The 14,917-nt window shown below is 72.8% G+C and carries 2 protein-coding genes; one reads left to right on the top strand and one right to left on the bottom strand.

The features are described 5' to 3' along the window. Positions 1-17: 17 nt before the first annotated feature. On the bottom strand, positions 18-911 hold the full coding sequence (locus BLW82_RS40550) for a hypothetical protein (protein WP_093507156.1): 894 nt from the start codon (positions 909-911) through the stop codon (positions 18-20). A gap of 170 nt (positions 912-1,081) precedes the next feature. On the opposite strand from BLW82_RS40550, the gene BLW82_RS40545 reads away from it, so the two are divergent. Further along, positions 1,082-14,887 carry a hypothetical protein gene (locus tag BLW82_RS40545; RefSeq protein WP_093507154.1) on the top strand — a complete coding sequence of 4,602 codons (13,806 nt, stop codon included), beginning with the start codon at positions 1,082-1,084 and terminating at the stop codon, positions 14,885-14,887. Positions 14,888-14,917: the final 30 nt, after the last annotated feature.

Here is a 14,917-nt window from a genome sequence, read left to right as displayed (position 1 = left end):
CTGAGGGGGGCGTCGGGCTACATGACGGGCCGGGTGCCGCCCGAGCCGTGGCCCGAGCCCCCGCCCGAGCCGCCGCCCGAACCGCCACCGCCCGAACCGCCGTCGTCTCCCGGGTCGCCGCCCACCTGCTGCCAGTCCGGCTGGTTGCCGTTGGCGTCCTTGGGGCCGCGGGTGTACTCGGTGCGGTCGCCGTCACTGCCGGTGGTCACCATCGTGCCGCTGCCGTCGGAGTTGAGGTTGGTCTCCGAGTGCACGGTGCTGCCGTCCGGGTACGAGGTGTCCGTGGTGTAGTGGTTGCCGTCGCTGGAGTAGTTGGTGACCGAGGTGTACGTCTTGCCGTCGTAGGTGACGGTGGACTCCTCCTTGATCACGTGGTGCTGGTCGTCGAGCGTGAGGTGCGTGTGCACGCTGCCGCGGTCGGTGGTGATCATCTGGTCCAGCGGCGGGTCACCGGGGTCGGTGGCGGAGCAGAAGTCCGGCATCGTGCCGTCCGGTCCTGGCACGCACTGGTCGAGGTGGGACTGCTTGTAGTCCCACAGATCCTTCTCCCGGAAGTAGTTCTGCAGGCCCAGGTTGCTGCCGGTGATGCCCATGCCCTGGGCCAGTTCGGAGTCGAAGGACAGGAACGCCTCGCCCACCGAGCCGAAGGCGTTCGCCAGTTCCTTGAGGCCCTTGTCCGCGTGGGACATGGTGCTGCTCGCGTTGGAGTAGAAGCCCGAGAGCGCGTCGGCCAGGGTCTGGTCACCGAGGACGGTCAGGGCCTCGGCGGAGGTGTACCCGTCGTAGTCCGTCTGGCCCAGCCGGGAGAACGTGCTGTTGTCGAGGAGCGGACCGATGTCGCCGGCCAGGTTCTCCAGGTCCCGTTTGGCGTCGTTGAGGACGTTGTATTCGATTTTCAGGCCATCGGCCATGGGGGGCCTCCCAGTCACGACTCCGGTCAGTTGGACCACGCCGCACACGCCTCGCCGGTTCACCCGGGACGGCGGCTGTAACCCAGATCACGTGAACCGCAGCGGTCACTGTGGCGTGGTCAGTTGGGGAGGAACCGCCCCGAGCCCCGCAGCTTCCGGGAGGAACCCGTATGCCACGCCCGACCGACTGGAACGCGATCGGGCTGGACAGCGACCCCACGCCGGGTGACCCGGACCAGATCCGGACGCTGTCCACCGAGCTCAACCACCTGGGTTCCGAGGCCCGCCGTATCAGCACCGCGATCGACGCGGTGATGAACACCGCCGGTGACAGCGTGTTCGTCGGCGAGGCGGCCGACGCCCTCCGCGGCAAGGTCAACGACCGGCTGCGCGGGCACATCGAGGACGTGGCGCAGTCCTTCGAGAGCGCGGCGACCGCGCTGACCACCTGGGCGGACAAGCTGGTCGACCTGCAGTCCCGGGCCGACGGGGCGCTCAACTCGGGCCGCGGGCTGTCCGAGGACGACCCGGACCGGGAGACCTACGCCTCCACGGCCCGGCAGGCCGGCACCGAGCACGGCGAGGGCGCCTCCACTGCGGCGAGCAGCATCTCGGGTGTCTCCAACATCCAGCTGCCGATCTCCGAGTGCCAGATCTTCTGGGAGGCGTTCCAGTGGCTGGCGATCATCCTGATCATCCCGGCACTGATCTTCGGCGGCCCGATCGCGCTGCTCGCCCTCGGCGTCAACCTGACCCTCTTCATCAAGACGATCGTCGACTTCGCCAACGGCAACGCCAGCTTCCTCGACCTCTTCCTCGCCGGACTGGGCATCCTGGCGCCCACCACCAAGGCGCTGCCGATCTTCCAGATCATCAAGGGCGTCGCGACGACCGCGTTCGCCAAGGGGTTCGCCAACATCGCCCGGGGCACCTTCCAGGCGCTGCGCAACCTGTTCACCAACGGATTCCGCCCCACCACGCTGCTGCTCGGCCTCAAGGACCTGGTGCGGCTCGGCAGTACCTGGGTCTACAAGGGCGGCCTGTGGGTGCTGGACGGCATCCACAACCTGCCCAACGTCATCGGCCGCGGCGTCAACTCCCTCGGCCTGACGGTGGTGCAGGGCTTCAAGGCGATCCCCGGATTCGTGCGCGGGCTGCCCGAGACGCTCTCCCGGGGCTGGCAGGCCACCAAGGAGTGGGTGGGCCAGGAGTTCGGCGGCACCAAATGGCTGCGCATCTTCCTGCCGGTGGACGCGGCGGAGATCGGCGAGTACGGCTTCGCGCGCGCCCTGCGCATCGGCCTCTTCGACCGCGGTGTGCTCGGCCAGCACGTCTTCGGCGCCCCGATCACCAGCAGCATCGGCCGTACGATCAGCTCGGTCCCGGTCGACCCGCGCACCGTCGACGCCCTGGTCGACATGCCCCGCATCCAGCTCAACGAGGTGCGGTTCGGGGCGGGTTCCGGACAGAGCAGCATCCACAACCTCGACCTCAACATCCCGAGCACCCATCTGGACGTGACGTCGACGCTGCGGCCGCCGTCCCTGAACCTGGGCGACGTCGGCGCGATCGCCCACCGCGGCAACTTCGGCGTCCACGCCGCGCGCACGGTGGACGCGCTGGTCGACATGCCGCACGTGCAGCTCGGCACCGTGCGCGTGGAGAACTTCGGTGCCCTGGGCGGTCACTCGGGGCTCGGGGTGAGCGCCGGCGCCACGCCGACCGTCACCACCGCGTCCGGCCTGCACGTGCCCGCCTCGGCCGGTGTCCCCGGCGCCACCCACGGCATCACCGAAACGCCGGTGACGGCCGTCTCCGGGGGCGCCCACACCACGCTCACCGGGCTGCCCCCGACGCCGGCGAACCTCACCTCCCACGCCGACGTGCTGCTGCCGGGCGGCGCGCACAACGCCACCCATGCGCCGGGCGGCACCGTCCTCACCGGCACCCACGCCACCCCGCCTCCGGTCGCGGCCACGCTCGGCGACCTCTCGACCGGCAACCCGGCCGCGGGCACCCTGCACTCCGCGTTCACCGGCACCCCGGGCGTGGGCGCCGTGCACGCGCCGGGCACCCCCGGCATCGGCGCCGCCCGCACCACGCTGACCGGCACCCCGGGCACGAACATCGCGCACACCGGGCTGGACTCGGCCCCGGCTCCCGGTTCCCCGCACGACGTGACGGCACCGCACAGCCTGCTCACCGGCCCCACGACCGTGGCGCACCCCTCGCCGAGCGGCCTCGGGCACGGCGGGCCGGGCAGTGTCGACGCCGGGGTATCGGCCTTCGACCTGCTGGCCGGCACCCGCCACCACACCCCGCACTCCCCCGTGGCGCCCGGCGCCGGCGACGCCCTCGCCGAGCGCACCACCAGCGCCCTCAACGCCCACCAGACCCGCCTGCACCTCGACGAACTCGTCCACCAGCCGGGCTCGCCGCACCCCGGCACCCCGGCGGAGCGGCTGCCGCACGGCTCGCCGTCCCCGGCTCCCGGGACGCCGGACCGGCTCACGATCGGCACCGGCGGCACGCACGAGCCTGCTCCCGCCCCGGTGGGCGGCGCCGGGCACCCGGGTCCCGGCGGCGACCCCAGCCGCTCGGCCCTCGACCTCGTCGACACCGGCCGCAGCGCCCGCACCACCGACAGCCCCGCCTTCGCCGGCGCACCGGCCCACACGGACGCCGACAAGGGGCTGGCCGGATCGGCCTCCGGAACATCCGGGCATGCCCCGGAGCACCTGCCGGAGCAGGGCGCCGCGTCCTCGTCCTCCATCACCGCCCCGTCCGACAGGTACAAGCTGCAGTTCGACGAGTCCGCCCTCGGCCATACCGCGCACGACTCCGGCGGGATCAAGGTCGTCACCGACAGGATGAGCACCCCCTACCTGGGCGGCGCGGGCGTCGACTTCGTGAACACGGCCGAGAAGCAGGGCTTCACGATCGACCTGCCGTCCGGCTCCGCCGGCCACGGCGGCGACGCCTTCGACGCCGCGCCCGCCGCCGCCCACTCCGACGGCTTCGACGAGCTCCTCAAGGACGCCAACGTCGTCAAGGTGCCCGGCGACCACCAGCTGGCACTCAGGGCACCGCGCACCGGACAGCCCGAACTCCACGGCGCGGCGGTCGAGTCGGGTCTGTACACCGTGGAGAAGCAGGGCACGGGCTTCGTCGTACGGCAGCTGGACGCCGTCGGCGGCAGCGTGGTGCACAGCTGGACGTTCAAGCGGCTGGGCGGCCTCCGGCTCGCCGAGGAGACCGTGCGGTTCGGCGACGGCCCGTTCGGCGGGGTGAGCGTCAAGATCGCGGGCAAGTCCGTGGACTCCGTGACCGACGGCGCCGGCACCTGGCCGGCGAAGCTGGCCGGCGAGGACGAGATCGTCGTCGCCTCCGCCTCCGGCAGCCACGTCTACAGCCGCTCCACCGGCGGCCTGCTGCGCTCCGCCACCCCGGACGTCACCCTGCCCCCGCGCCCGGCCGGACTCACCGGCACGTCCGCGGACAGCTGGGACGCCGCCGCCCACGCGGCCCGCGGCCACATGGGCAGGGCCGCGGCCGACAACGAGACCAAGCTGTTCATGCAGGGCGTCATCGGCGGCGCCTTCACCTCGAAGAAGGGGTACGGCGGCTTCGTCAACCCCAGCGCCCTGGAGGCCAATCCGGGCCTGGTGAGCAAGGTCAAGCAGTTCAACAAGGTCGCCGACGACCTGATGTTCGAGGGTCCCAACCAGCGCATGACGGTGTGGCGGGGCGTCTCCATGGACCCGCGGGCCGCCCAGGCCGACGTGTTCGTGGAGCGGCTGCCCGCCTCCACCTCCAACAACCGCGCCTTCCAGGCGGAGTGGGCGAAGAACGGGGTCAACAGCAACCGCGTCGTCTTCGAGATCGACGTCCCCGCCGACCACGGCAAGCTCGCCATGGCCTACCCGCCGGGGTACGAGAAGGCCGCGGACGACGCCCTCGCGCTCAACCAGGACCAGTGGGAGATCACCCTCTCGCCGACCCGGCTGCACCGCACCGGACCGGCCCGGATCGAGGACGGCATCACGGTCGTCCCGGTACGCGCCGAGCAGATCCCGCAGGCCCAGCTCGACGGGCTCATCAACGAGAAGTGGTCCGGACTGCACTCGGGCGAGGCGTTCGAGGACTTCGGCCGCGCCTTCGGCCAGGACGCGATCCGCCGCTGGGAGGGCCTCGGCGACGCGGTCGTACGGGAGGGCGGTGACGGCCCGAACGTGAGGACGTTCACCGTCGCCCGGCCCGGCCACGCGGACGAGATGACCATCACCGTCACCCACAAGGTGGACGAGAACGCCGTCTCCGTCACGATCACCGGCGGCGACCGCACGTTCGCCAAGGAGTGGAGCGGCACCGGCTTCAACGACCTCGCCGCCGACCTGCGCGGCCACGTACTGCACAACAACGAACTGCTCAGCTCACTGCCGACGCCCGCGTCCTGGGGCAGGGAGCTGCCGAGCCCGGTCCACCCGGCCACGGCCCACCCGGACACGCCCGTCCCCAGCCCGACCCGGGGCACCCCCGACACGACGCCGAGGCCGGGCCAGGACTCCGCGCACTCCGGCGGCCAGGACCTGCCCGGGCGCGGGCCCCGGCTCACTCCGGCCGAGATCGAGCAGGCGTGGTTCCGCGACGGCGAACGCGTCGACGCGCTCTTCGGGCACCTGGACGACCCGTCGCGCGGGGCCCGCCGCGAGGCCTGGCGGGACTACGTGCAGGCACGGTACGACCTGGGCCGGGCCGATGACCTGCTGCCGCACAACGGGCACGCGGGCAGCTCCCGCGGACCCACGCCCGACGAGATCCGCGCCCGCGAGAACGTCGACCTCGCCCAGCAGCGGTACGACGCCGCGCACCACCGTCTGACCGACCTCGGCGTGGACCCGGTGCGCATGGAGGCCGACCTCGCCCACCTGCGCATGCTCAGCCTGAAGGAACGACCCCGCGTGCTCGGCGGCACGGTCAGCGCCGCGGACGACGGGACCGCCGCGCCCGCGGCCCCCGCTCCGGCCGCCCACGCCACGACGGACGCGGCCCTGTCCGCACCGCCTCCCCGGCGCCTGGGCGAGATCCTCGCCGACCAGACCAAGGCACGTCAGGAACTGCATCAGGCGGAGATGAAACAGACGCAGACCGGCAAGGACGCCGACAAGATCGCGGAGGCGAAGGACGAGGTCCGCAGGGCGACCACGACGTTCGAGGGCACCTCCCGCGAACTGGACGAGGCCTTCCGGCACGAGCTGGACAACCATCTGCTCTCGCAGCGGGAACTGAACCTGCTCGTCGACCAGTTCGCGGGGGCGGGAGACATCGACCGGGCGCGGGCCCTGCAGCGCCACGCGCTGGACCTCGACGTCCGGACCCGCGCCACGACCGACGGCTCCGCCCGTCCGGACCAGTTCATCAGGACCGGCCAGGAGATCCGGGACCAGTCGCGCCACGTACAGCAACTCGCCAACGACCTCGAAGGACAGGTCAGGGCGGGCTCGGCGGCCCCGGAGGAACTCAGGGAACTGGCCGGCAAACTCGACCGGGCCGCCACCGAACTCGACGCGTCATTGCAGGGCCATGTCACGGACGCCGCCCGGTTCGGCGGCACCTACACCCTGCGCAACCAGCACGGTCCCGTCGCCGCCGTCGCCCACCACCTCGCCCACCTGGTCGACGAGGCCGCCCAGGCCGCCGGGCCCGGCGACTCCCTGGTCCTCAAGGGCTTCCTCGGCACCGACGCCTCGGTGGCCGACGTCCGACGCGGCCTGCCGGCTCTCGTGCGGCGCTACCGCGAGAACCAGGCGTTCGGCGAGGTGCACACCGGCAGCCAGTGGAAAGCCGTGCTGCCCGGCACCGAGGCACAGTGGCAGAGGGTGTTCGAGGACTTCCAGGGTTTCGACAGACTGTCGCGGTCCGAGCAGCACGACTTCGTGCGCAAGCTCTCCGAGCGGAACATCCAGGACCTGCGCGCCGAGGTCGACGACCTGCTGAAGGACATGCCGTCCGCGGAACGGGTGCGGTTCGAGCAGTTGCGGGACAAGCTCATGGACCTGCCCTACCGGATCAAACACGCCACCCCGGCCTACCACGCCATCGCCAACAGCGGTGTGATGTCCTCCCAGGGCGACCTGGCCCGCCGGGGCGTCAGGTTCCTCGCGTCCGGCAAGAGTTCGGCGAAGAACACCTCCAACCTGGGCAACGACGACTTCGTGTTCTTCCGGTTGGAGGTCGGCGACAAGCCGATGGCGACCCGCTACGGGCCGACCACCCTCGTCTTCGACGCGAAGGTCCTGGAGGAGCGGGGCGGCTGGGTCTCGCTGCACGACCAGCTGCATCCGCTGGACCGTGACACGATGAGCCGGCTCACGGTCGGCGACGACGTCGTGCGGAGCGCGAAGTACGACGAAGGCTTCAACGACGTGGGCACGAGGGGCCGCTGGACGTACACGTACCGCAACGGCGAGAGCGCCCGCCAGGTCTCCTTCGAACAGGAGGTCTTCCACGGCGAGCACGTGCGCGAGGCGCTCTCCCTCTCGGTGGTGCGCGAAGTGCACCTCATCGGCGGCACCTTCAAGGACGACGTCTTCCGGCTGCTGGCCGAATCCGAGAACCCGGAGGAGCTGGGCTCGGTCATCTCCAAGCTGTACCGGCCGGAGGCCAAGTTCGGCTCCGGACTGCCCATCAACCCGCACGGGAGCCAGGTCCGGACCGAGTGGCCGCAACCGCGCGAGGTGCACGACGCGGACGGCGACGGACGCTACCTGCCCGACGGCAACGTCGACCCGGTCGCGCGGGCCGCGGGCAAGGCGTTCGACGAGGCGTCCGACCGGGTTCGCCAGGCGGACAACGCCCTCAGGAGCGGCAACGCCAGAGCGGTTCGCCACAACCTCAACAGGGCCCGACCGCACGCCCAGCAGTCGGTCGACCTGTCGCGGGAGTTCCACGCCGTCGCCGACGGCCCGCGCAAGGACATGGCGGAGAAGCTGCTCGGCGAGCGCATCAAGCTCCTGGCCGACATCGACACCCGGATCGCGCAGCTGAAGACCGAGCCGAAGGCGGCGAAGGCGCCGGTCGTCAAGACGCCGGACGCGGGGACGTCCACGGCGGCTCCCGGGACGGGTCCGGCCGATCTGAGCGCGCTGCCCCAGCAGGCCGAACAGGCACTGCAGTCGATCCCCGGCATCACCGAGGACATGAAGCGGATGGCCCGGGCGCTCGGCCACTCGGACGGCTTCCGGGTGCTCAAGAACTCCAGCAGGGGCACTCACACCAAGGCGGCGGTGGGCCTCGACAAGACCGAGTTCAAGGTCGCGTTCGACGAGATGCGCAAGGCGGGCCTGGTCAAGGGCGAGCCGGACGGCCTGCACCTCACCGAGCAGGGCCGCAAGCTGCTGCTGCCGGCGGAGCTCGACACCGGCCTGCCGGTGCCCTCCACGTCCACCGTGACCGAGGGCCTCGGGGGCCCGGTCCACGCCGGACCCGAGCTCCCCCACACCCTGTCGGGCCCTGACACCGAGGCCGGCGCGCTCACCGGAGACGGCCACCCGCCGCACGGCTCCCCCGCGCCGCGCGACCCGGACACCAGCCCACCGGCGCCACACCACACCGACACGAACACCGTGCCCCCGGCCCCGCACGACCTCGACACCACGTCACCGGCCCCGCACCACACCGACACGAACACCGTGTACTCGTCGCCGCACGACATCGAAACCAAGTCACCGTCGCCGCACGACCTCGACACCAAGACCCCGGCCCCGCACGACATCGAAACCAAGACCCCGGCCCCGCACGACCTCGACACCAAGACCCCGGCCCCGCACGACCTCGACACCAAGACCCCGTCGTCGCATGCCCCGGCACCCCACGACGCCGGCACGCAGTCGCCGGCCCCGCACCACACCGACTCCGAGACGCTCCCGCCGCTACTGAAGGGGGGCGACACCGCCGTTCCGCCCGCCACGGGCCACGGCGCCGCCACGCACCCCCTCGACGCGGAGACCGCACCGCAGCACCTCTCCGACACCACCGCTCCGCACCGGCCCACCGAGACCGCGCCGGAGGCCTTCCAGCCGCACCCGTCCGACAGCCACACACTTCCGTCCGGGCTCACGAAGGCCGACCCGACCGCGCCGCACCTCACCCGATCCGAGACGCGCACCCCACACCTCCCGGACACCGACACCACCCCGCCCCACCCCACCGATTCCGACACGGCCGCGACGCCTCTCGACGACACCCGGATCGACGGCGGCCGGCCCGCCCGGCCACTCGGTGACGCCGTCCTCGGCGACGTGCTCGGGACGCCCCGGCGGACCGGCGACACCACCGTGGCGGCACCGGCGCCCGGCACCGTTCACCCGGCCGCTCCCGACCTCCTCGACCGGGCCGCCTTCCGCCGCAGCACGTACCGGGAGAACGGCATCCGCGCCCGCTCTCTGATCCGGTACGTCGACCGTGCTCTCGACGCCTTCCACCGCGTTCCCGCCGACCAGTTGGCGCAGCGGGCCCATGCCCTCGACAACCTGGCGGACGCGGCCGAGCGCTTCCTGCGGGACCGCCCGGTGTCGGCCCGCCGCCCCGGAGTGGAACAGCTGCTGCGGCAGGTGCGGGCCGAGGCGGACGCCTACCGGCTGCTCGACGACTTCCGGCGGCTCGGCGGCGACGGGGACGGGCTGGCCGGCCGCATCCGTGCCGCCCTCGCCGACGGCGGCACGACGCCGCACACGCGGGCCACGCTGCAGACGACGCTCGACGGCATGGACCGGTCCGCGCAGGCCCAACGGCAGAACGACGCCCTGAGCCTGCTGGCCGGCACCCCGCCGCTCCGGAACACCGGTGACACCACCTTCGCCGCACCGCCCCCGCCACACGGTGACACGACCCCGGCGGCACCCGCCCGCCACGACGGCGACACCACCCCTGCCGCCCCCGTCCGGCCGGACCGCGGCAAGGGCCCGGCCGTACCCTCCCGGCAGCCCGGGGAGACGCCGTGGGCGGAGGATTCGGCGCGCTTCGACGAACTGCTGGGCGGCGACGGTCGGCCGTTCCGCGAGGCCTGGGTCGAGCTGTCGTCCGCCCGGGTCGAACTGAACCGGGTCGAGGATCTGCGCGGCGCACCGGGCGGAGCCAGCACCTCACGGGGTGTCAGTGAATACGACGTGCAGCTCAACCACGAGCTGATCACCGCTCAGGACCGGTTCCGCACCGCCTACACGAACCTCGAGGACCTCGGGGTCCATCCGACCGAGATCGAGGCCCGGATCCGCGAGATCGAGCTGGGGGCCACCCGGCGCGGCGCGACGATCGGCGCGGGCAAGTTCGACACGCTGCCCGACACGGCCCCGCCGGCGGTCAACCACATCGCTCTGAACGACTCGGGTACGAGCGGGCCGAACGGCCTTGCCATCCAACGCAGTGTGGGCCAGGACGGCTCGGTGACGCTTCAGGTACTCGACCAGCACCTGCACCCGGACCCGACGCGCACGGTCGTCGCCCGGCCGGACGGCGGTTTCGACGTCCGGCACACGCAGTCGGACATCGTCGACACCTACACCGTGAACGGCGACCGCATCGCCTACGACACGCCACTGCTCGGGGCCGGCGGCGGGCCGACCGGCCTGCGTCTGCACACCGGCATCAACGGCCACGGCACGCCCCAGGTTCTGACGGTGCACGGCCCGGGGGCCGACCGGCTCACCGCCTTCCCGCTGCCCGACGGCGCCGCACGGATCACCCATCTCGACACCGGCGTCACCCGGCGCGTGGACTCCCTGGGCGCCCAGCTCGACGAGGGCGTCCAGCTCACCGGCCGGGACGGCGTGCCCGCCGGGACCGACCGGGTGCGGGTCACCGGCGCCGCGGACGTCCATGTCACCGATCTCGCGGGCAACCGGCTCGACCTGCGGGTGCAGGACCTGGGTGACGGGAACGGTGTCAGGGTCACCGACGGGACGACCGGGGTGTCCGTCCGCCACGACGGTCAGGGCCGCCTCCAGGAGACCGGCGTCTCGCTGACCGACCCGCGGGGAATCCGTGGGGAGCGGTTCCTGGCCGACGAGGGTGCGGGCCGCTTCACCCTGACCGACCCGTCCGGTGCCCGGTTGCCTCAGGCGGTCACCGAACTGCCCGGCGGCTCAGGTTTCCGGGTGACCGACGAGGCGAGCGGGGCGACCAGCAGGTTCGCGGGCGACGGCCGCTACCAGGACGTCGGCCTCGCACTGTTCGACCCGGCGGCGAACGCGCGCGGCGCCCGGATCGTCGTACCGGACGGCGCGGGCGGTCACCTTCTCACCGACGCGGCGGGGCAGCCGCTGATCCAACGGGTGGTAGCGGTCGAGGGCGATCGGCCGCGCACGATCGACGACGTCACCGGCGAGTCCGTGCTGTACGACGCCGAGGGCCGCCCGGTGAGCACCTCGACCGCGCTGGCCGACCCGGCCGGCGGGCCGCGCGGCGCCCGGTTCGCCGAGCCGGACGAGGCAGGCGGCTTCCGTCTCACGGACGCAGGCCGCAACCCGCTGCCCGACACGGTCACCGCGCTCCCCGGCAACGGCGGTTTCCGGACCGTGCACGCCACCGGCCACCGCACCTTCGCGCCCAACGGCGACTTCGCGGGAGACGGACTGCGGCTGACGGGACGGGGCGGCGTGCCCGCCGGGCATCTGGACCGGCCGCTCGGCGCGGATCAGCGCTGGCTGGACGAGGCCTTCGCGCCGGACCCGGCGCGCGCGGTCGGCTTCGACGCGGCCGGCCGCGTCGAGATCGCGGGTCCCGGCGGCCGGCAGGTCTTCGACCAGCACACCGGCCGGTTCGTCCGGGAGACGGTCCCGCTGCCCGGCGGCGGCCACCGCACCACCCTGGCCGACGGGACGTTCACCCGGTACGACGCCCGGGGCGCCGTCACGGCCACCGGCACCCCGCTGCCCGCGGGCCACGGCGGACGCCACCTCGTCGTGACTCCGCCGACCGCGGAGCACGCGGGCGCCTGGCTGGAGGACGCGGCCGGCGCCCGGCTCGCGCACTGGGACGCCGTCGGGCGGCCCGACGGCACCACCCGGATCACGTTCGGCGACCGGACCAGCCCGCGGGACGGCGAGTTCGTGCACCTGGCCGCCGACGGCAGCGTGGCCCGGCAGGGCTTCAACGTGCTGGACAACGGGCGGCGCACGGACTACCGGTACGTCGTCGACCACGTCGCGGGCACCTGGGAGCGGACCACCAGGTCCGGGGAGGCCGTGGCGGCCGGGTCCTTCCACCACGGCACCGCCGACCTCTCCGGCGCCGCGGGCGGTCACGTCAAGCTGCTCAGCTCCACCGGGAAGCAGGTGCCGGTCTTCGAGCGCCGGGTGCTGCCCGGTGCCTCCGGCGACGTGGTCGACTCCTTCCGGCGTACCGACACGATCGCCTTCGCCCGGACCAACCCCCGTACCCACTGGGTGCGCTGGGACGACACCGGCACTCCGGCCGGCACGGGCAGCCGGCACCACGACACGGCGGGCACCGGCTGGCGCGACACCGACGGCCGGGGCCGCACGGTGCGCGAGTACCGTGACGGGCTGCAGAAGTTCGACGGCCGGACCGGCCACACCCTGGGGACCGTGGACGGCAACGGCGCCTGGACCTGGCACCGTTACGACGGCGACGGCAAGGTGATCGCGTCGGGCCCGCGAACCCGTGAGCGCATCGGCGGCGGCTGGACCGACCGCACCGCGGACGGCCGGATCGCCCAGCAGCAGTGGGGCATGGCCGAATGGCCCGAGCGGGCCGGCCAGTACCAGGAACACGCCATGAACCCGGCCGACGGGACCCTCCGCGCCACCTGGGAGCGGCACTCCCCGCACGGCAAGGAGGTCGGCAAGCGCGAGAGCCTCGCCGGCGGCTTCCTGACCACCGACCGCTGGCGCGAGCAGCGCCCGCCCACCTGGATCCGCACCCGCTGGCTGGCCGGCGCCGAGCACACCCGGCCGCCGTACGCCCATGTCCGCGGCGACGACACCTACCAGCTGTTCACGTGGACGAAGGAGGCGGGCGACGGCACCACCACGTCCGGGGTGCGCTACGTCGCGATGGACGGCAGCGCTCTGGACCTGGCCTCCGACGGCAGCTTCGCCCGGTTCAGCGGCAAGCTGCACGACGGCACCTCCCTGAAGGTGGGCGATCACGCGGCGCGCCCCGACCACGCCCCGGCCCACCCGGGCGACCTCCCCTGGCAGGCCGGCGATCTCAGGGGCTACCGCCAACAGCTCACGAACGACCCGCAGGGCAGGCTCTGGCAGGACGTCCACCGGGACGCCGGCGGCGTCACCCGGACCGTCCGGGAGGGCCGCCCGAACGGGGTCGTGCGGGAGTTCACCGGTGACCGCACCTGGGTGGACCGGGACCCGCACGGCAACCTCGTCGGGCAGAGCCACGCCCACCCGGACGGCACCGCCGGACGGGTGGTCCAGGGCTCCGGCCGCGCCGACTCGGGCCGCTGGACCTGGCGTGAGCTGGACGCGCAGGGCACCGAACTGGGCAGCGGCCGACGGGAGTTCTTCCGCGGCTCGAACGACTCGCGGCTGCCCTGGGACGACTCCTACCGGGACTACGACGGCAACGGGAACCTGGTCCGCGAGCGCCGGATGCTGGACTCCGGCCGGTACGTCGACGCCTGGCGGGACGACCGGGGCAACTGGCGCGTCAGCGCCCATGAACGCAACGGCACGCCCATCGGCGTGGGCAACGGCGAGCAGATCCGCCGCTGGTGGAACGGCCGGGCGTGGCAGGACCAATGGGCGCACGGCGCCCGCCACTTCCGTGACGAGTTGCACGTCCCCGGTCAGGCCGCGCCCACCGTCCTGCGCGAGACCCCGGTCCACAACGGCGGACCGCTGCGGGTGCGGGCGTACAGCACGACCGTCACGCAGAACACCCCGGCCGGCTCGGTCTGGAAGGAGTTCGACCACGGCAGCGTGGTGCGGGAGCGCAAGGCCGACGGCGGCGGCTTCCTGGAGACCGACGCCTGGCGCGGCCAGTGGAACCGCTACAACAGGAACGGCGACCTGATCGCCCAGCGCACCGACAGCGGCCTGGTGTTCGAGCGGGACAGCTTCGGCCGGATGCGGCTCACCGGCAACGAGTACGACTTCCGCGGCCCGCTCACCGAGATCCGCGGCTGGGGCCGTACCACCCGGGAGGCCCAGCGGATGCCGTGGTCCGGCACGGTGGTGCCCGGCGGCGACGCGGCGCTGCGCGAGGCGCGTCACGAGCCGTACTGGCAGTCCGTGGCCAAGAAGGCGGCGCTGGAGCTCGGCCAGGAGTTCATCCTGGAGTTCGGCGCGAACCTCGCCGTCAACGGGATCGTCGCCGCCGTCCAGAACAAGCCGTTCACCGGCAAGGACGCGCTGAAGTCGTTCGCCAACGCGGCGGTCGGCGCGACCCTCAAGACGGGTCTGAGCACCGCGGTGCACGAGAGCCGGGCCCTCGGGTTCGAGAAGCTCGGCCGGTTCAAGGCGGGCATCGCCAACATCGACGGCGGCAAGCCGTGGACCCGGCGTCCGCTCAACCACGACAAGACCTGGGCCAACGAGTGGGCGGGCAACGAGACGCCGACCCGCTGGCGGGGCGGTGTGTACGACTTCTCGTTCGGGGTCCTGAGCGGTGCGCTGTCCGGCTGGGTCAACGGCAGCATGAACGCGGCCGTATGGGGCGTCACCGACGCGGACGGGCAGACCGTGAAGCTGCACGGCGGGGACGCGGTCTGGGAGGGCGGGATCAACGCCGCCGCCTCGGTCACCACGGCGGCCACCACCGGCCTGGTCAAGAACGTGTTCGTGATGAGCGCGGGCGGCCGGCTCTTCCACCGCCAGGGCTTCGCCGACTTCTGGATCCAGCTACCCTTCAAGATCTTCGAGAAGACGATCCAGTCGCTGTACCTGACCAGTACGTATCGTGCGAGCATCAACCCGACGTACTACCAGGCACCGTGACCGGGCAGCGGCGAGCACCGAGGACTGAGG

This window comes from Streptomyces sp. Ag109_O5-10, assembly GCF_900105755.1.
Taxonomy (GTDB): domain Bacteria; phylum Actinomycetota; class Actinomycetes; order Streptomycetales; family Streptomycetaceae; genus Streptomyces.
The sequence above is the reverse complement of the archived record's forward strand: the minus strand, read 5'-3'. Positions and strand labels throughout refer to the sequence as shown.